The 19,565-nt window shown below is 37.4% G+C and carries 18 protein-coding genes; all 18 read right to left on the reverse strand.

The genetic code is table 11. The features are described from left to right. Window positions 1-39: 39 nt before the first annotated feature. Entirely contained in the window at window positions 40-915 is an 876-nt protein-coding gene (rfbD, locus tag LBW89_RS12870) for a dTDP-4-dehydrorhamnose reductase (RefSeq protein WP_225039282.1), read from the reverse strand. Continuing rightward, complete coding sequence (gene rfbB / locus LBW89_RS12875; protein WP_225039283.1) at window positions 912-1,934, reverse strand: dTDP-glucose 4,6-dehydratase; 1,023 nt, start codon at window positions 1,932-1,934, stop codon at window positions 912-914. The genes rfbD and rfbB overlap by 4 nt, the downstream gene beginning before the upstream one ends. 13 nt (window positions 1,935-1,947) lie before the next feature. Next, window positions 1,948-2,496, reverse strand: coding sequence for a dTDP-4-dehydrorhamnose 3,5-epimerase (gene rfbC, locus LBW89_RS12880; RefSeq protein ID WP_225039284.1), 549 nt, complete (start codon window positions 2,494-2,496; stop codon window positions 1,948-1,950). 19 nt (window positions 2,497-2,515) lie between these two features. Beyond that, the gene (locus LBW89_RS12885) at window positions 2,516-3,259 is read right to left on the reverse strand and encodes a sugar phosphate nucleotidyltransferase (RefSeq protein ID WP_225039285.1); all 744 of its coding nucleotides are present in this window, start codon (window positions 3,257-3,259) and stop codon (window positions 2,516-2,518) included. 48 nt (window positions 3,260-3,307) lie between these two features. After that, window positions 3,308-3,790: a GtrA family protein gene (locus LBW89_RS12890; RefSeq protein WP_225039286.1), complete on the reverse strand. Its 483-nt coding sequence runs from the start codon at window positions 3,788-3,790 to the stop codon at window positions 3,308-3,310. A 1-nt stretch (window position 3,791) separates the two neighbouring features. After that, window positions 3,792-4,772, reverse strand: coding sequence for a glycosyltransferase family 2 protein (locus tag LBW89_RS12895; protein WP_225039287.1), 981 nt, complete (start codon window positions 4,770-4,772; stop codon window positions 3,792-3,794). Between the two features lie 38 nt (window positions 4,773-4,810). Beyond that, window positions 4,811-7,486: a YfhO family protein gene (locus LBW89_RS12900; protein ID WP_225039288.1), complete on the reverse strand. Its 2,676-nt coding sequence runs from the start codon at window positions 7,484-7,486 to the stop codon at window positions 4,811-4,813. 52 nt (window positions 7,487-7,538) lie between these two features. Further along, window positions 7,539-8,129: a hypothetical protein gene (locus LBW89_RS12905; RefSeq protein WP_225039289.1), complete on the reverse strand. Its 591-nt coding sequence runs from the start codon at window positions 8,127-8,129 to the stop codon at window positions 7,539-7,541. Further along, window positions 8,126-9,727, reverse strand: a complete 1,602-nt coding sequence (locus LBW89_RS12910; RefSeq protein ID WP_225039290.1) for a glycosyltransferase — start codon at window positions 9,725-9,727, stop codon at window positions 8,126-8,128. Before LBW89_RS12910 ends, LBW89_RS12905 begins: the two co-directional genes overlap by 4 nt. Next, window positions 9,709-11,913, reverse strand: a complete 2,205-nt coding sequence (locus tag LBW89_RS12915) for a hypothetical protein (protein ID WP_225039291.1) — start codon at window positions 11,911-11,913, stop codon at window positions 9,709-9,711. The genes LBW89_RS12910 and LBW89_RS12915 overlap by 19 nt, the downstream gene beginning before the upstream one ends. Before the next feature lie 51 nt (window positions 11,914-11,964). Further along, a complete protein-coding gene (locus LBW89_RS12920; RefSeq protein WP_225039364.1) occupies window positions 11,965-12,606 on the reverse strand; it encodes an ABC transporter ATP-binding protein in 642 nt (213 codons plus the stop codon). Window positions 12,607-12,733: 127 nt separating this feature from the next. Next, window positions 12,734-13,519, reverse strand: a complete 786-nt coding sequence (locus LBW89_RS12925; protein ID WP_225039292.1) for an ABC transporter permease — start codon at window positions 13,517-13,519, stop codon at window positions 12,734-12,736. 30 nt (window positions 13,520-13,549) lie between these two features. Next, on the reverse strand, window positions 13,550-14,671 hold the full coding sequence (locus LBW89_RS12930) for a DegT/DnrJ/EryC1/StrS family aminotransferase (RefSeq protein WP_225039293.1): 1,122 nt from the start codon (window positions 14,669-14,671) through the stop codon (window positions 13,550-13,552). A 6-nt stretch (window positions 14,672-14,677) separates the two neighbouring features. Then, complete coding sequence (locus LBW89_RS12935) at window positions 14,678-15,304, reverse strand: acetyltransferase (RefSeq protein ID WP_225039294.1); 627 nt, start codon at window positions 15,302-15,304, stop codon at window positions 14,678-14,680. Between the two features lie 21 nt (window positions 15,305-15,325). Then, complete coding sequence (locus LBW89_RS12940; RefSeq protein ID WP_225039295.1) at window positions 15,326-16,258, reverse strand: GDP-mannose 4,6-dehydratase; 933 nt, start codon at window positions 16,256-16,258, stop codon at window positions 15,326-15,328. Window positions 16,259-16,282: 24 nt separating this feature from the next. Continuing rightward, window positions 16,283-17,257: a GDP-mannose 4,6-dehydratase gene (gene gmd / locus LBW89_RS12945; RefSeq protein ID WP_225039296.1), complete on the reverse strand. Its 975-nt coding sequence runs from the start codon at window positions 17,255-17,257 to the stop codon at window positions 16,283-16,285. Between the two features lie 36 nt (window positions 17,258-17,293). Beyond that, window positions 17,294-18,373 (reverse strand): mannose-1-phosphate guanylyltransferase, encoded by a 1,080-nt coding sequence (locus LBW89_RS12950; RefSeq protein ID WP_225039297.1) that lies wholly within the window; start codon window positions 18,371-18,373, stop codon window positions 17,294-17,296. Between the two features lie 2 nt (window positions 18,374-18,375). Then, window positions 18,376-19,413: a glycosyltransferase family 4 protein gene (locus tag LBW89_RS12955; RefSeq protein WP_318249372.1), complete on the reverse strand. Its 1,038-nt coding sequence runs from the start codon at window positions 19,411-19,413 to the stop codon at window positions 18,376-18,378. Window positions 19,414-19,565 lie beyond the last annotated feature (152 nt).

Here is a 19,565-nt window from a genome sequence, read left to right on the forward strand (position 1 = left end):
AGCATACCATGTATTTGCATGTTCGTCAGTTTACTATAACTATTCCTGTGGGTGTTGCAAATACTGGTTGAGAAAATCTCGGAGCCCTTCCTTCCATGGCCGCAAATCCTCGAATCCGTTGGTCCGAATCGATAAATGCTCCATTACCGAGTTCATCGGACGAGGTGCCGGGCGGGGAAAATCCGCCGTAGTACATGGATGGACCTGAACCGAAAAAGTCCCCGGAAGCATTTTTTCGGCCTCGGCAAAAATTTCTTTAGCGAACTCATACCAGGTGCACGAATCGGCATTGGAAGCATGATATATCCCGTATTTCTCTGTCTGAACCAGTTGCAGGAGGAAATTCGCTAAATCCATCGTAAATGTAGGCGAACCCTTCTGATCATGAACCACCTTAATTTCCGGCTTTTCCTTCCCCAGCTTTAGCATGGTTTTGACAAAATTATTGCCGTGCAGGCCATAGACCCAGGAGGTTCGAACGATAAAAAAAGCGGTAGATAAACTCTGAACCAAGATTTCACCGGCACGCTTTGATTTTCCGTATACGCTCTGCGGGTTTGTGTTATCGTACTCATGATACGGGCTCAGCGAGGTGCCGTCAAACACGTAGTCGGTGCTGATATAGCAAAATCTCGCCCCTACCCGCTCGCTGGCCAGAGCCATATTGCGGGTGCCGACAGCGTTAACGGCATAAGCGGCCTCCACTTCTTGCTCCGCTTGGTCCACCGCCGTATAAGCCGCACAGTGGATGACCACGTCTGGTTTGGATTCGTTTAATCGCATGAAACAAGCTTCCAGGTCCGTGATATCAAGCGAGTTCCGGTCAAAAGCATCAACCGTATGCCCCGCTTTTTGAAATAAAGACACCACATCTTTACCTAACTGCCCGGCGGCTCCTGTCACCAGGATGTTCATGCTTGATCCCCCAGACGTTCGCCATATTGCTTTGCATAATACTCCTGATAGGCCCCCGACTGAATCCGAGTCCACCATTCTTTATGGTCCAGGTACCAAGCAATAGTTTCTTTAATTCCCGTCTCAAAAGAATGCTTCGGCTTCCAGCCAAGCTCGTTCATCGTCTTGGTCGGATCGATGCCGTAGCGGCGGTCATGGCCGGGGCGGTCCTTAACATGAGTAATCAAGGATTCAGGCTTGCCGAGCTCCTGCAAAATCGTCCTCACAATCTGCAAATTAGTTCGCTCGTTATTCCCGCCGATATTGTAAACCTCGCCGTTACGCCCTTGATGGATCACCAGATCTATTGCGCTGCAATGATCCTCAACGTATAGCCAGTCGCGAATATTCAGCCCATCTCCGTAAACCGGAAGAGCCTCGTCGTTGAGAGCTTTGGAGATCATTAACGGAATTAATTTTTCCGGGAACTGATAAGGGCCGTAATTGTTTGAGCAGCGCGTAATATTGACAGGCAGATTGAATGTTTCATGATAGGCGCGAACTAACAAGTCTCCCCCAGCCTTACTTGCCGAGTAGGGACTATTTGGAGCAAGGGGAGTCTCTTCTGTGAACAGGCCGGTTTCCCCAAGCGTGCCGTATACCTCATCTGTAGAAACTTGAACAAACTTAGTGATGTTGTGCTTTCTTGCAGCGTCCAGCAGTACTTGTGTTCCCAGGACATTCGTCTTCACGAAAATATCCGGCTCCATAATACTCCGATCCACATGCGACTCCGCCGCAAAATTGACAACGACATCGACGCCTTGCCCAATCAACTCGCTCATTTTCTCCGAATCCTTAATATCCGCCTTAACGAATAAGTGATTGGGGTGATTCTCTACGGATTTCAAGTTCTCCAAGTTTCCAGCGTAAGTAAGCGCATCAACGTTGATGATTTGGTATTCCGGATATTTTTCAAGCATATATAGCACAAAGTTGCTGCCAATAAATCCGGCGCCCCCGGTAACGAGCAGTTTCATGAAGTAAATCCTCCTAATCGAAATTCAACTCGGCATCCGCAAATAACGGATGACGTCGGTCCTTGTCCGATAGCTGCGGCTCACTCACGGGCCAGTCAATCTGCAGCGCCGGATCATTCCATAGTATGCCGCGATTATGCTCAGGGGAATAATATTCATCCACTTTATACAAAACTTGGGTGTCAGGCACAAGTGTACAAAAACCATGGGCGAATCCCTTAGGAACCAACAGCTGACGTTTGTTGTACTCACTCAAGATGACTCCAACCCACTGTCCGAATGTGGGAGAGCTGCGGCGGATATCCAGAATTACATCATAAATAGCACCTGACAAAACCCGAACCAGTTTGGTTTGCGCTTTAGGATTTAATTGATAATGCAGCCCTCTTAGTACCCCTGGCTCCGCCGAAAGGGAGTGATTATCTTGAATAAATTTATAATTTACGCCTAGACCATGCATTACAGCTTCATTATAGCTTTCCATAAAAAAACCCCGGTGATCGCCGTGTACCACCGGTTCAAGCAATGCAGCGCCTTCCAACTTTAAAGGAGTCAGTTTCATTTCGGATTTCCCCCTTATTCTAAAGCTTGAGCTTACCGAACTCTTCACCAAATACGATATCCTTCGCTAATTCGTTGGCCCGGGCTAACGATGCATGCGTCCCGGCATCCGTCCACCAGCCTTGCAAAATATCGAAAGTTAGCTCGCCTCGTTTAATATATGCATTGTTAACGTCAGTGATCTCCAGTTCGCCGCGGGCGGAAGGCTTTAATGTTTTAATAATTTCAAAAACATGATGGTCGAACATATATATGCCTGTAACGGCGTAATTTGATTTCGGCTGCTGCGGCTTCTCTTCAATTGAGATAATCCGATCTTCCCGGAGCTCGGGGACTCCGAAACGGGTTGGATCGGGGACCTGCTGGATTAATATTTTGGCACCTGTCTGTTGATTCCTAAAATTATCAACGTAAGGAGTAATATCATCCGCAAACACGTTATCCCCCAGAATAACAACCGTTTGTTCGTCACCCACAAACTGCTCGGCCAAACCAAGCGCCTGCGCGATCCCGCCGGCCTCGTCCTGAACCTTGTAGGTAAAAGAAACACCCCACTCATGACCGCTGCCAAGAAGGTTTACGACATCCCCCATGTGTTCTTTTCCAGTGACGACGAGGATATCGGTAAGACCGGCTTGTTTTAACTTAAATACGGAGTGAAAAATCATGGGGTATTTGCCGACTGGGAGGAGGTGTTTGTTGGTAACCTTAGTTAAGGGAAAAAGGCGGGACCCGGTCCCGCCTGCAAGGATGATGGCTTTCACGGAGAAAACATCTCCTTTGTAGTTGTCCATAGGTAATAATAAGACAATCTAATCATGTTTAGATAACTCCTTTTTAGGCTTTGGACTCCTAAAAGTAATTAGTCTGTGCAAAAAATACGAGAATACTGTATATAGTATTGCCTCAAATAAAACCAAAGGATATTTTTTATTCAATTCCACTGATATTAATATTATTGTTTCTTCTATTAAAAGATTCTCTAGAAAATTATGAAATAACACATAGGCAAGATAATAACAAAATAAACTAATTCCAATAAATATAACAACTGATTTAAGAGGGCTTCCTTTATGATGAAAGGTGAATTTACGATTCAAATAAAAACTTAAGAACATGCCAACCGTATTCCCAATAAATGTAGCCAAAAAATGCGACAAGTGAAAAAAGAACAGCAACAAAAAAATACTGCTAATGCCAACTATAGTATTTATTATTCCGACTAATGCATATTTACTGAATGACTTAATAGTTGAGTAACCTCTAAATATGTTTTGTTTTTCTTCCTCGATCATGTCATCTCACTTCCATATATAACTCTTCTTTCTGCATTGATGCAACTTCCTCGATTATATAAGCTGGTCTTCGTTTAACCTCTTTGTATATTTTCCCAACATACTCTCCAATTACACCTAATGCTAAAAGTTGAATACTTCCTATAAACCAGATTGATATCATTATTGAGGTCCATCCCCATACAGTATCGTAAAAAATCTTGGAAAATAGAGCGTATAGGCCAACAACTATGCTAATTGCTAGACTAATAAAACCAAGCATTGTAACTAACCTTATAGGCCTCACACTAAAAGAGGTTATTCCATCCCAAGCAAACGACAGCATTTTTTTTAATGGATACTTTGACTCCCCAGCAATTCTTTCATTACGGGTATAACTCACAACTGTTGAGCGAAACCCAATTAATGGGACGATCCCTCTTAAAAAGAGATTCGTTTCCTTGTAATGTGCTAATTGGTCTAAAACTCTTTTACTCATAAGTCTATAATCTGCATGATTAAATACTACCGGGACACCTAATTTATTCATTAATTTATAAAAACCTTCTGCACTCCATCTTTTAAACCAACTGTCTTTATCACGATTCTCTCGGACACCATACACTACCTCATATCCATCTTGGTACTTAGTAATAAATTCACGAATAGCCCAAATATCATCTTGCAAATCAGCATCCATTGATATTACACAATCCGAATATTCCTTAGAGTACATTAGACCTGCTAGCAAAGCTTTTTGATGTCCTGCATTCTTAGACAGTTTCAACCCTAAAATTGATGAATGAGAAGACGAAAGTGTTTTTATAATATTCCAAGTCCTATCATAACTTCCATCGTCTATATAGAGTATCCGACTTTGTTTAGAAATTAATTTTTCACCTATCAGGTGATTTAATACTTCTAGTAACTGTTTTGTTGTAATGGGTAAAGCGTCCTCCTCATTATAGCAAGGAATAGCAATATATAATGTAGGTGTCGACATAATGTTACCTCCGTAAAATCTCCTCAAGATCGTATTACTTATACTTTACGTTTTTTAATTTGATTATATAAGAATGACTGTAAGAGATGGTAAAGACACAATAAAACACCAAAAAGTGATATAATTGCCCCTATCTTCACGTCAAGTGGATCATATACAAAAGAAATCACGTGAGTCCCTTTCGGCACTTCTGCTCCTTGTATCAGGTTATTCACTTTATAAATTGGTACCTGTTTACCATCCACATATGCCTTCCAACCAGGATAAAACAATTGCGTATGATTTATAAAAGTGTCGTTATTGGAGGTGACAGTTGCCTTTATACTATTATTCTTTTGTTCTATATTGCTAATTTTCGTATTGGCTTTACCCAAGTCTAATTCCTTATTGAAACTTTGAATAAAGCTTACCTCATCTAATCTTTCATTACTATTCGAATAAATGGGTTCGAATGAATCTACCGACTCAATTTTCGACGGAGAAAACAGAATAGGTTTAGCATATATATTTTCATATACTACTAAATCTCCCTCATTTAAAATTTCTTTATATCCTTGAATAGTCTTTAGTTTATTGATATTGAGCTGATTTATTGTGATATCATCATCAGTTTCGGTAACAATTCTAAAATACACCTGATCACTCGGTACCGAATCTCCAGTAAATATTACAGTTTTATAGTCAACTAATTCTGGTAAAATTTCTCCAAAACTTCCATCCTGTTCCGGGTTATCATAAGTGTTATTGTAAAAATCTACATAGAATAGTTTTGGCGTAGTTGTAGTTTTCATATTAATCTGGATCTGATAAGCCGTATCTGGCTCCAATTTGATCGGAAAGCTCATAACTGACAATTGAGAATTATTTTTGTTTATAACCAAATTTTCTTTGTTTAGCAGTACTTCCTCTACTTCATTAGTTGCGATGTATTTATTAAATTCTTGATTCCATGCATCATAGATGAAACGGATTGACATCATTGATAAGAGATCATTTTTTGTATTAAATAACTCCATAGTATGTGGGTAGAATGCCGTTTCGTCAATGTTATAGGTTTGGAGTTTTTTATCAATAAAAGTTGAATAGCTATTAAAAAACTTTAATTTAGCTATCATACTTCTTTGAAATTTTGCGGTCAGCAATTGATCATCGTAATACTGCTCTGGTAACTTTAATAATGCAAAAGATCGATAATCAATATTCTCCTTTGCCAGACTATATATTTTCTTAGAAGAATCTCCTAAAGCCATTTCACTAGAAGTTGCGTTTTTGACAATACTATATTTCCCGACATCAAATATTGTTACAAAACAAAGAAGAGACAATATAGTTGGTATTATGCGCTGTGTATATTTTTCTTTTTTCTTAATAACATAAATTATACATAAACATATAAGATTAATGAAACACAGAGCCAGAATGGGAAGAAAAACCTCCCCTTTTAAGCTATAATGTTGGGAAATTTCACTTGGTATCTGGTGCTGAGATAAAGTTGAAAATATAGCGAAACAAATTAGGATTATTCCTATAGTCAATAAACCGCTAAATTTTATTAACCTTTTAATTTCCCGTATTTCATCTAATTTACTTAAAGTATAAGCAAACAAAATAAGGCCGCATATTAAAAATATACTCAGTATTCTTGCCGAAACTCTGAATGAACCTAATATAGGAAGCGAATGAATGATTTTTCCCAAAATTGGAATATGAGGGGCCATTCCATAAATAAAGGATCCTATCATAATTCCAGCAATTAATCTAACAAAGGTATCTTTGAAATAATAAACTAATGAATACAGCAAATAAATAAAAGGAATTATTCCAAGATATATCTCAATGTCCATTCCGGAGGAAGCATATTCACCAAAGGACTCAAATTTATTTAAATAAACATTGGGAAAAATCATCATCATAAGAATTCGTAAATCATATGAAAGAACAGAAAAAAAGTCATAAGAAACATCATTTCTTCCTGATTGCATCATTAATTGCATCGTTGGTACTAGCTGGACTCCACATAGTAAAATGTAAGGAGAAAGCCACTTTACCATCTTCTTTAGAGTTTGTCCAAGGGAATACTTTAAACTTTTGCAAACATAAAAAAAATAAACTAAGAAAACTAGATTATAGTATATGACAATTTGTGTAAACCCACTGAGAAAATGGAATGCCATCACTACAGACAAAAATATTAAATAAGAATCTTTAGCTGTTCTCTTAAATCGTTCCAAAAGAAATAGAATTAACGGAAAGAAAATAATTGTAGTTATAATTGTAGTATGCTCTATTCTATTTCCACCAAGCATTCCGCTAAATAAAAAGATGAATCCAACCAGAACACCAATATACTTTTTTTGGAACAGTTCATTAATATATAAATACATAAAAAAACCAGCAAAAGTAAGCTGTAAAACATGATATACATTAAATCCAGTAATTGGGCTGAAGAAAAGAAATAATAGATTAAATGGTGAGAAAACTGTTTGCTGAATATCAGCCAAAAAGGGGTTTCCTATACTTACAAACGGATTCCATAAAGGTAATTCACCAGACTTTAAACTATCTACTAAAAAAAACTTTGAAATAAAGTATGTTATTCCGTCACCATTTACTAATAAAGAATTCTTAATTGTTCCCATATAAACAATCAATACTACCCCAAGAAAAAATAAGAACACAAGAAGATTCGTTCCTTTTGATGTAATTTTATTCATTTAAAACCCAACCCTCTTTTCAAGTTCTTATTTCACAAAGAAAGAACACTTCCTAGTTAATGAATAACTGACTCTTTTTGAATTTATACATTGCTACTATAAATATAATTGTGAATATAATATTTACAGAAAAAATAAAAGGACTTCGCTTAATAGCAGAAGTTAAGGTACCTATTATTTTTTTTATAGTATTGTCTTCATAAATGATTTCGTCAGTAGAGAAGGTGATTTCTTTATTTGTTGAAAACCAATATTCTTTTTGCTCATTAATAAGATCAAATTTTAGTTTAACAAATGAGGAATCTATGGGAATTCCTTTTAAATCAACTAATTGAATATTCATTTTTACTTTCCCTATCCCATCACCATTTACCGAAAAAGGGACTCTCTTACCTTCCCATAATATTTCCTTATTCTCTTTATCATACAAATGATAGGACAAAAAGACTTTATTACTATACAGATCAAGGTTATTAAAATCAAGAATCACATCTACATTAAAACTGCTAGTATATACTTGTTTTTCGGAGTTAACTCGTATAGCCACATCATCCTTCTTCGATTCGGCACTTGTATACAAGTTTGGAATAAATATAAGAAATACAAGTAAGATAATGACATGAATTAGTTTATTTTTTTTCATATAAAGGTCCCATTATTATAGTTTTTTTCAAATAATTCATTATACTCATTAACAACTTTTCCCCAATTTCTTTGATTGAATTTTTGATAAAGTGCGTTTTGTTTCGAGAATAAGAAATCGGAGTTTTCAACAGCCCAGACAATCTTTTGGGCAATGGACATTGGGTTGAATGGGTTGAATAACATTAGTTTTTCAAGTTCTTGATCATCAATCTCCGCTTTTACCACTGTAATTCCACTCATGATTGATGGGGTTCCTACCGAATATGCTTCCGAAAAAGTAAAAGGAAATCCCCCTTCAAACAAAGTGGGGTTCACAGCACAATTTGCCAATTTGTTTAATGCTGCTAGCAATTCCGAAGAAATATTATGCATTACAAATATATCATTCTCCAAGTGATTAAGATGAATATAGTCATTAATATAAGATTGTTTATAAATGTCGCCTGTTAACACCAATTTGATGTTTCTATGCATTTCTTTGTTAACTATTTTCATTGCCTTAATCAAGTTAAATATATTTTTGTGTGATCTGTATTGCGTCGAGTATATAACATAATCAAGTTGTTCAAAATCACAATTATATAATATATCACCTGGATGATAGTTGAGTCGTGTATATTTATTTATTACTTGTTTTGCGTTTTCTGACTGTGAAATATAAGTTTTAATGGATCTAGGGACTTTAATATACCGGCTCATATCAATGTTGGCGTGTTTTATGACTTTTATTTTCTCTGGCTTGACACCACACATTTTTACTAAATGCTCTTCTTTTACATAATCACTATAACTAATTAATTGATCTGCAGAAGAAATGCTTTCTCGAATTCTCCGATGTATTAAATTCACTCCATTATACTGAGTAGGAAAATCGTAGAACACTATATCTGGAGCGGCTAGAATTTTTATGCTTTTAAGATTCTTAATTTGTGGCCAAGCCATAGAAGGAATATAACAAATATCGATATCCTTACGTTTGTTAATTAAATTAACAAGATTATTAAGCTCCTCATCAATCAGTGTTTGATAAACTCCTCCAGCAATTCGCCTAAACACTGGTGAGATTTTCTTCAATAGTTTACTTTTAGTAACTTTAGCGAGTCGTTTTTTTGCAATTGCTATAATCTTAATAACTCCCGCGATAATTAAAAATGGCAGAAGCAAAATTCCTATCAAAGCAAATAAAAGGGTTTTTAAAATTAGAAGAACCCTTGAAGAAGTGCTCATATAATTGGCAACGAGATTCCGTCCGAAATTTTTTACTTTGCTCATTACTTTCTTTAGAAACAGTTTTGTTTTTGATTCTTTTGCAACTTTCTTTCTTCTTGCTGCTATTAAATTTCTCAATTTAATACCAAATGGAATTTTTTTTGTAGTAACAATCTCAAAACAATTTAGTGAAATCTTATGATCTTTTAATAATAAGGAAACCGACTCTCTACTCCATTCGGGACAGAATAAAACAAAGCGATCATTTTTCTTTTCATTTTCTTTCAAAATAAATGCAATTAATCGCCCTATTCCATGTATTGATAAATTATCTCCAGGGCCAAAGCCCAAAAAGAATGCAACCTTATTCACATCAATTTCCTCCATATGTCAGAGATTCCTTCAAAATGAGAATTTGAACTAGTGAAGTTATCAACTGATGCTATGGATCTATCTAAAGGTAAATCCTCTTCACACAGAAGATCAAGCATAACATTCTGATGTTGATTAAAATTCACGTAAATAAATTCATATAATAGACTACTTTCAAATTCACGATAGATTGGAAAATCGCTAAGTATCAACTTTTTTCTATAAGTAGCGGCCTTAGCCAACTTAAAGAATATATTTTCGATATGATAAGGAATGATTATTTTTAAAGCATTAGTAAATAGAGCATTATATTCATTGTCTCGTAGGTTGGTATATAGTTCAACAGTATCTTTTAGCAAATCAGAGTCTTTAACAAAAGCATTCATTTCATTAATATATCCTAAATCATTTTCAGGATCATAATTGTTAAAAAACACTTTGATTGTTTGGCTGCTGTGAGATAACCTGTAAAAGTCTAAAATGTCATTAAAAAGCTTACTTACAATTTCTTTACGCTTAAAATCTAACTCTATAAAAATATAACGTTCTTTATTTAGTAGTATACTTTTAACATCAGACTTATAACGCACAAAAGGTATTGTCATTACTTTCCGCTCATCGATACCAAGGTGCTTAGTCAGTTCCTTCTTCGTATACTCCGAATACGTTAATATGAAAGAAGCCATTTTAATGTTGAAAATCTGTATTTTTGATAAAGACTCATAGTAACGATCAGTCAAACTATCGATGAGAATTCCATATGGCTTAATAGGTGCTATTGGTAAGGTTTGACTAAAGTCTAAAAAAAGCCAATAATCAGCATCTACAAAATTCTTAACATGATCTGTAGGTAGCAAATAATTGTCAAACCACAATGGTTCTTGCTTGAACATTAATGTCAAAGAATCGATAAGGTCATTGCTTGTTGATAATTCAAAACTAAATTCACGTGTAGAAACACCTGAATTTATAAGTTCACCAAAGTCATTCTCTAAATCATACTTATTCTGAACAACATTTAAAATCAGTCGATTATTAGGATTGACACTCTTAAAACTTTTATCCAACACTTTAATTAATTCAATATAATCACTCTTATGATTATTCAATTGATTGGTTTTTGCAAAAACAGCAATAGACTTCTCTTGTGTGTGTTTAGGAGAAAATGTTTCAACAAGGGGTAAAAAATTTTTTTTCCAGTGAAACTCATTAAATTCGTAAGAAAACTTGAATAGGATTTCTCTTTGATCTCTTTTAATGTTATTAATTAGTTCAGTATCTCCATCTAAAATTCTCCTTACCTTTTCACGAGCCTCATTGATATTCCGACAGCAACCGGATTGTCTCTCACCACCAAGAATATTCAAAAGTCCACCTTGAAGATATACAACAGGCATCCCAGCAATCATAGCCTCTAAAGGATGATAATGCACATGACGGGGATATGTTGAATGATAAAACATAACCTTACAACATTTGTATAACTCATTCAATTGTTCTCTTTCTAAAAATCCAGTGACTTGTGGATCATCAACTGGAATGGGTTGATTTCCGGCAATGATGTAATCGAATCCACTAAAATCCTTTTTAAATTGCCTATATATCCTTTCAGATTCCTCAAATACTTTTATCCTACTGCAAAAGAAAAGCAATTTCTGCTCATTTCCGTTCCATTCGTTCTCGATATTATAAAAATCATCCGGAAGCCCTAACGGCATAAATAGAGCCTTCTCGTTGAATATCCCCGTCTCATTCTCAGAAATGTTACTATAACATTGAGAAAACCAAAATCGCTCTTTGATTTGTTCTAATTTTAAAAGCAGTCCTTCGGAATAAACTTTTTGGGTTATGTCTGTATAAGCAATGTTATCACCTAACCCAAATGCTCGGGCAAATATGTGACCTTCAAAGCCCACTATTAACTTTTGAAGTGCATAGAAGTCAAACATCACAAAAGCAATATCAAAATATTTGTTAACTAAATGCTTTATAAAAAAAGGCATCTCCTCATTCTGGTAAAAGTTATATTGGTTTAATACCTTTATATCTTCCTCAGGAATGGTTAAAGTTTTATCATAATCAAATACTACCGATCCACTCGCTTGCAATATTTCCTTAGGAACAACCTTTGGAGTATAAATCTCAAATCCCAAATTCCGTAATAAAGGAAGTTCAAATTTGCTCAGTGTATCGTGATTCAAGATCCATAGAACTCTTTTTCTTAACACTGTAACCATCCTTCTCCTTACCTTTTAGATAGAGTTTTTGTAATATCTGATTACTTCTTCAGGGTTGCCATCCATAACTACTTCTCCCTGCTTCAGCAAAACAACCCTATTGCAAATTTCCGTAATCGTAGTTAAATCATGCGAAACAAGAACAAGGATTTTGGCACGATTCATTAAATTGTGCATTCTGTCTCTGGCCTTAGCTACAAATGAAGCATCACCTGCGCCTATTACTTCATCAAGTAACAATATCTCGCCTGATACAGAAGTAGAAATCGAGAAGGCAAGTCTTACCAGCATTCCTGCAGAGTAAGATCGGATAGGATAGTCGATGAATTCCCCAATGTCCGCAAAATCTATAATTTCTTTTTCTTTTTCCCGCATCGTTTTGGGAGATTCGCCAAGCAAAAGACCACGATACATAATATTCTCCCGTCCCGTGGACTCAAGGTCAAAGCCCAAATTCAAATCAAACAAGGAGCGAATTTCTCCCTTTACATCTAGTGATCCTGATTTAATAGGATAAATTCCTGCTATAGTTTTTAATAGAGTACTCTTGCCTGCTCCATTATGTCCTATTATCCCTACTTTTTCTCCCTCATTGATTTCCAAACTGAAATTTTTAAGGGCATGAACATCTTCCAACCTTTCTTTTCTCTTCTGCATTTTCAACAATGAAAACACTTCCTGTTTCAAGGTTGTAGCATTATATATATGAGAAGGATAGTAAAGATCTATATTATTAATTCGTATATAGCAACTACTCATTCGGGATTCCAACTTCCTTACAAATTTATAAGTAAAAAATCACCTTAGAATGGTTCTTTTTATATAAAGCCCCTGCAAGTAAAGCCATAATTAATATGGTTACAATCGTAAAAATGTAATCACTGGACGATGGCACCGTTCCATTTAAAAATGGATTTCTAACAAGATTTAATATATGAGTGATAGGATTAAAGAAAAAGGCAGCTTCAAGAGCCGGGCTAGAGCTAAACATTTCCTTTTTGAAAAATACCGGTGAAACATACCACACAGCTTGAATGACTAAAGCGATAACTTGCGGATAATCTCTGTATTTGACATTTAAGAAACCGGCAATTGTAGTAACAGCCCATGAGAGAAAAAAATAAAGCAATGTGGTTAAAGGCAAAGTAACGATACCTAAAAAAATGTTTTCAGGGTTCATGAATAAGACCCATAGACCTAAAGACGCTATAGATATTAGAAAAGTAATCGTCGAAACCAAAGAAGACCTCAGGGTATAAATTAATACTGGATGGTTGAACTGCCGTATATATTGTTCGGCAGTTAGTATCGAATAACCACCGCCTATGAACGATGAACTAACAAGATCCCAAACAATTAGCCCCGATAGAACATATGGGGCATAGTCGCTAAAAGGCATCTTGAAAACCACTCCAAATACGGTAGACATCAATGCCGTAAGTAGCAATGGATTCATGAATGTCCACAAGATCCCTAATTTAGATCTTCTAAATTTATTTTTAAGTTCTGCTCTTACTAAATGCGACCAAAAATAACGGGTCTGATATATCTTTTGAATATAGACTTTCAAAGTCTTACCTCCGAATGTTGCAGCTTTATTCTACAGATTGTTTTGACAATGATGGACGAGCCTATCGCAAATATAATCCAATTCTTCTTCACTTAATGTTGCATTGGTCGGAATATTAAACCCTCTTGAAGAAATAGCGTCAGAAACAGTATAGTCGGAACTGCCATCGTAATATGGAGGCATTTGATGCATAGAATAAAACAAAGGTCTAGTCTCAATTCCGTCATCTTCCAACATAGACATAATTTCATCACGACTCGCTTTAACTTTATCACTCAACAAAATTGAAACCATCCAATAAGCATGCTTTGCCCATGGCATTTCAGGCTGTAAAGTAAACAATTCGCTATATTGGGAAAGCCTCTCAATGTACTCAGCGGCTATTCTTCTTCTTTGACCCATATGCCATGATATATTTTCTAACTGACCTAGACCCACTGCCGCTTGCAGATTAGTCATTCGATAGTTATAGCCCACTTCATTAAACCAGTATCTGCGAGTCGGATCCATTGCCTGACCTCTGAGCAGCCTCATTCTATCGGCTAGTTCATTATCGCTAGTAGTAATCATACCGCCTTCCCCGGTAGAAATAATTTTGTTTCCGAAGAAGCTAAAGGTCCCTACATCACCAATCGATCCGACAACTTTTCCTTTATACTCAGCTCCATGGGCTTCCGCGGCATCTTCAATGACAAAAAGATTGTGTTTTTTGGCAATTTCCATGACAGGATCCATATCGACCGGGTGTCCATACAAATGTACGACAATAATGCCTTTTGTTCTAGTTGTAATTTTCTCCTCGATTTTGTTCGGATCAATTCCCCATGAGCCGTTCTGACAATCAACTAACACGGGAGTTGCACCGCAATATTTGACAGCATTTGCTGTAGCGATGTAAGTAAAAGTGGGGATAATAATCTCATCCCCTTGTCCTACTCCGTACGCTAATAAAGGTAAATGCAGAGCCACAGTTCCATTTGCGCAGGAAAGGGCATGTTTCGTTCCGCAAAAATCAGCAAATTTCTCTTCGAATTCAGTCACGTACTTACCGTTCGCGGAAATCCAACCGGTATCTATGCAATCAAGAACATATTTTCTCTCGTTACCATTCAATACAGGGTTAGCAAGTGGTATTCTATTTACAGCTTTCATAACAAATCATCCCTTATTTATAATTTTGTTAGCAGGAATACCTACCACTTTAGTAAATGGAGGAACATCAGAGATTACTACTGCTCCAGCCCCTACAACAGACCATTTCCCTACAGTTATATCAGGGATCACCTTGGAGCCTGTGCCAACAAAGACGCCTTCTTCCACAGTTATGTTACCAGTTAGCGAAGTGCCTGGTGCTATATGGGAGTGAGAAGATATAGCGCAGTCATGATCCACTCCCGACAATGTATTAATAATCACGTTATCCTCAATCACCGTGTATGGTTGTATAACCGCACCGGCCATGATAACTACTCCCTGACCAATTTGAGCATAAGGCGAAACATAAGCATGTGGACTTATTGCATTGACTGCTTTAAACCCAAGTGAAAGAGTTTTTTCGAAAAGCAGTTTTCTAATCCTGTTATCCCCTATTGCAACGATAAAATTAGAAATCCCCTTGTTCAAAAGCTCCAAAAGAACAGCATCATCCCCTAAGTGAGGTATATCCATAATAGCTGCCGGTTCCCTGGCTACAAATCCTGCAATTTGGTAAATCCCCGCACTTTTTAAAACGTCAACAACTACTTTAGCATGGCCACCGCCGCCTAGTACCACGACTTTCTCCAATAAAAGCTCCACCTTCCACGCTTAACTTCTCAGCCGCTTTCTCCAATAGTCGAGCAAATCCCACATGGTATGTTTAATATCTCGGATAGGCTTCCAGCCAGTCTCCGACGTGATTTTTGAAGCATCCCCGATTTTAACCTTAGTTTCGTTTGGTCTTATTTTATCCGGGTCCACTTTGACTTCCAATGAGTTGAGGGTTGAATTTTCAGCAAGTACGTGTAGCAATTCTGAAACGGAAACCGGACTTTGGGATGAAACGTTGTAGACATCCCCCCGAGCTCCGCTCTTCATTAATAAGATATAAGCATCCACAACATCCCTCACATCAAGAAAGTCTCTCTTGACATGAATATTACCGACATTGATTACATTCTTCCCACTGAGCTCCATCTCGGCTATTTGTTTGGCAAAACTCGAGCATACGAAGGAAGGTGATTGTCCGGGGCCCGTGTGGTTAAACGGCCTCACTCGTATTACATTCATCTGATATGCCTTTGCATACTGTTCGCTGATCAGATCAGCGCATGCCTTTGCACCAGCATAGGGATTGGTTGGAGACAAGGGATCCGTTTCCTTAAATGGAATCCCTATCCCCTCTCCGTAAACTGCAGCCGAACTTACATACAGCACTCTTGGAGAGATGTCCAAGCTCCTTAAAACTTCATATATTCCAAGTGTGCCATCTACAATCGTTCTATACGTCTGTTTTGGCTCTTTATAAGAGATTGGTACGAATGCTGTTCCCGCTAGATGATATATTTCATCCGGTTTTTCCGATTGCAGCACATTTCGCAACTTTTCTTCATCCAGAATGTCGCAGGCAATGAAGTTAATATCCTTATTAAATGTCTGATTTCGACGCGCAATCCCCGTTACTTCATAACCATTATCAAGCAACTTCTGACTCAGATAGGTTCCGGCAAATCCGCTAATCCCTGTTACCAGAGCTTTCAATTGATCACATCCTACGGATATAAATTAGTTGCTAATCCGCTTCACTTTCTCCATATCAGAGTCAACCATTAGATATACCAGTTGTTCAAAAGTCGTCTTTTGAGGGCTCCAGCCTAATTTGTTAATGGCCTTGGCAGGGTCACCCAAAAGCAAATCCACCTCGGCTGCTCTAAAAAATTTAGGATCTGTTATAACATAATCCTTATAATTCAAGCCGACATGACCAAAAGCAATTTCACAAAAGTCTCTTACCGAATGTGTCTTCCCTGTTGCAATCACGTAATCATCGGGTTGTTCCTGCTGAAGCATTAGCCACATGCATTCCACATAATCTTTGGCGTAACCCCAGTCTCTAAGAGCGTCAAGATTCCCCAGTCTAAGCTCAGATTGAAGCCCTTGTTTAATTCTAGCAACGGCATCCGTAATTTTACGAGTTACAAACTCAATCCCCCGTCGCGGTGATTCATGATTAAAAAGTATGCCCGAGCAAGCAAACATATTATAACTTTCGCGGTAATTTACGGTCATCCAGTGTCCATATACTTTTGCAACACCGTATGGGCTTCTTGGATAAAATGGGGTTGTTTCGGTTTGGGGCGTTTCCACTACTTTCCCGAACATTTCACTGCTCGACGCCTGATAGTACTTAGCATCCGGCTTAACAATTCTTACAGCTTCAAGCATATTAGTTACGCTTAATGCCGTTGCTTGTCCGGTCAGGATCGGCTGCCCCCAGGAAGTCCCAACAAAGGACTGTGCAGCAAGGTTATAAACTTCGTCGGGATCAGAAATTTTAACGGCATGGATCAATGAACTTAAATCCTGCAAATCTCCGTCTATAAACTCAATTTCTTTTTCAATATGTTGAATATTTTCCATGATAGGAATGCTCGTTCTTCTTCGTAAGCCAAACACCTTATAACCCTTTTCCAATAGTAAGTCAGCTAGATATGATCCATCTTGTCCAGTAATCCCCGTAATAAGCGCTCTTTTTGTCATTGTTTTCTCCTTATAATTAATGTTTTAAAAAATCACTTATAAATACTGTTCCAATTTTTGAACTTTCAATTCCTTAATAAGGTTCTTCACTTCCTGGGCTTTATCTTTTCTGCATATTAAAGTAACATCATCTGTTTCTACAATAATTAGATCTTCAACTCCCAACGTAGCGATCAACTTCCCGTTACTTTCTATGATGCACCGTTTGGTGTCTATGCTTAGTATGTTTCCGTTGATAGCATTCCCGTTTTCGTCCAAATCATTAATCCGTTCCAACGCCGTCCAACTCCCTGCATCATCCCAACCGAGTACGCAAGGAATTACATAGATATCTGTAACCTTTTCCATAATACCATAGTCAATAGATTGATCAGGCATTTTTGGAAACTCGGATCTTATAACTTCTATTCGCGAATTACTTTTAAATAAGGATTTCATAGCTTCGAGTAAACTGTGCATTTCAGGCATCAATACTCGAATGTATTCCCGGATCACCTTTACTCTCCATATGAAGATCCCACTATTCCAATAAAAATTCCCTGCAGAGATATATGATTTAGCCGTCTCCTCATCGGGTTTTTCTACAAATTTATTAACTTGATAAGCACTATGGTTAAGAATTTCAACTCTGTTACTAGTACTCTCAATGTACCCATAACCAGTCTCAGGATAAGTTGGAGTGATCCCCAGAGTAACCAAGCTTTCACTTTGCTGACTTATAGCTACAGCCGCTTTTAAGATGCTAACGAATTCTTCCTCATTTTTAATAATATGGTCTGAAGGCAGGACGATCATTGAACTGTCTGGATATTTTTCCTCAATGATAATCGAAGCAAGCCCCACGCAAGGAGCGGTATTACGCCCAACAGGCTCAATAATTATGTTTTCAGGCGATAAGTCGGGGATCTGGGCTTTAATCAATTCCGCATATGACTCGTTTGTAATAATAAATACCTGTTCTATTGGTATGAATCTTTTCAGACGGTCTACAGTCTGCTGAATCATAGATTTACTGCCGGAGATGTTCAAAAATTGCTTAGGCAGATTCGTACGGCTTTTCGGCCAGAACCGTTCCCCTTTGCCTCCGGCTAAAATTAAACAAGTAGTCGTTGCCATGGTTAACCTCCAAGATTATACTTACTGATATATTCCAACCTTTTTTTCATTTGGTTGCCAATAGCTTCCGGAGAATGGAATTGTTTTATATATCTTTCTCCATTCGTAGCGACTTCCAAATAAAAAGCTGGGTCATTCACCAACTTTATCATATATCTACTGGCGTGTTCTATATCAGGGTCAGCCCATTTCTGATACGCTTTATAAGGACCAAAATCCTTTTTTAGAGGAACCAGTTTATAATCAACTAGGCAAGAGTTTCGTTGATTCATGAAATCAGTGTTTGATGACCAACTTGTTCCTATTACCGGTTTTCCTAGATACATTGCCTCAGCCATAACCAGCCCGAACCCCTCACTCCGATGCAATGATACAAAACAATCCGCTAGGCTTATCAGAGCGTTAACATCATTACGGCTAATGGTATTGTCGAGAATATGAATATTTTGATAACCCTTGGCCATTTTCCTGATCTCGTCCAGTTCCTCAGAGTTTCCCCCAGGGTTGTTCACTTTGACGACTAACCCAACATCCTCATCATTCGGACTAAACGCTAACTTAAAGGCTTCTATTACAGCCTTCGGGTTTTTGCGCTCCTGAAAGCTGTTGATATCGTACATCGATAGAAACAAAAATACATTTTCAGGTAACCCGAAATAATTGCGCGACCTAGGTTCGCTAATTTTAACCTCTATAGAATGGGGAATTTTAACTACAGGGATAGGACTTTTTATGGAAATTGAATCGCCTACAAAAGTTGAAGGTGCCCATATTTCATCCAAGAAATGAAACCGATCAATCCAATCATCTGGAAAATCGGGAAGTTCCCAATGCCAAACAGCGATATTAAATTTATCTTTAAATAGAGATTGCCCAAAATATGCATATACGTCTCTCATTTCCTCAGCATTAATATGGAAAATATTGATACCGTATTTAGGACTATCTGCCTCTTTGAATTCCCATGAAGTATCCTTCATCCTTGCGTTACTGGTTCCTTTAAAATTGATAATCACAAACGGAATGTCCGCGGCATACATACTTCTGGCCGCCGCCCTGCACGATTCCCCGACCCCCATCTCCGCACGAGCGTAACCGATAAGGTTAATTCCGTCCAACCGAAAATTGGGTTCCCTTGAGAATGAACCAGTTTTATTAGCTAACGGGGAAGACTTCTTCAAAAGTAAATTTC

This window comes from Paenibacillus sp. alder61 (genome assembly GCF_020179875.1).
GTDB lineage: Bacteria > Bacillota > Bacilli > Paenibacillales > Paenibacillaceae > Fontibacillus > Fontibacillus faecis.

Coding starts and splice junctions, on each gene's coding strand:
- gmd (WP_225039296.1), bottom strand. CDS start 17,257: ATGACAAAAAGAGCGCTTATTACGGGGATTACTGGACAAGATGGATCA.
- LBW89_RS12920 (WP_225039364.1), bottom strand. CDS start 12,606: ATGCAGAAGAGAAAAGAAAGGTTGGAAGATGTTCATGCCCTTAAAAAT.
- rfbB (WP_225039283.1), bottom strand. CDS start 1,934: ATGAAACTGCTCGTTACCGGGGGCGCCGGATTTATTGGCAGCAACTTT.
- LBW89_RS12910 (WP_225039290.1), bottom strand. CDS start 9,727: ATGGAGGAAATTGATGTGAATAAGGTTGCATTCTTTTTGGGCTTTGGC.
- LBW89_RS12930 (WP_225039293.1), bottom strand. CDS start 14,671: ATGAAAGCTGTAAATAGAATACCACTTGCTAACCCTGTATTGAATGGT.
- LBW89_RS12900 (WP_225039288.1), bottom strand. CDS start 7,486: ATGAATAAAATTACATCAAAAGGAACGAATCTTCTTGTGTTCTTATTT.
- LBW89_RS12895 (WP_225039287.1), bottom strand. CDS start 4,772: ATGTCGACACCTACATTATATATTGCTATTCCTTGCTATAATGAGGAG.
- LBW89_RS12890 (WP_225039286.1), bottom strand. CDS start 3,790: ATGATCGAGGAAGAAAAACAAAACATATTTAGAGGTTACTCAACTATT.
- LBW89_RS12955 (WP_318249372.1), bottom strand. CDS start 19,413: ATGTATGCCGCGGACATTCCGTTTGTGATTATCAATTTTAAAGGAACC.
- rfbC (WP_225039284.1), bottom strand. CDS start 2,496: ATGAAACTGACTCCTTTAAAGTTGGAAGGCGCTGCATTGCTTGAACCG.
- LBW89_RS12950 (WP_225039297.1), bottom strand. CDS start 18,373: ATGGCAACGACTACTTGTTTAATTTTAGCCGGAGGCAAAGGGGAACGG.
- rfbD (WP_225039282.1), bottom strand. CDS start 915: ATGAACATCCTGGTGACAGGAGCCGCCGGGCAGTTAGGTAAAGATGTG.
- LBW89_RS12905 (WP_225039289.1), bottom strand. CDS start 8,129: ATGAAAAAAAATAAACTAATTCATGTCATTATCTTACTTGTATTTCTT.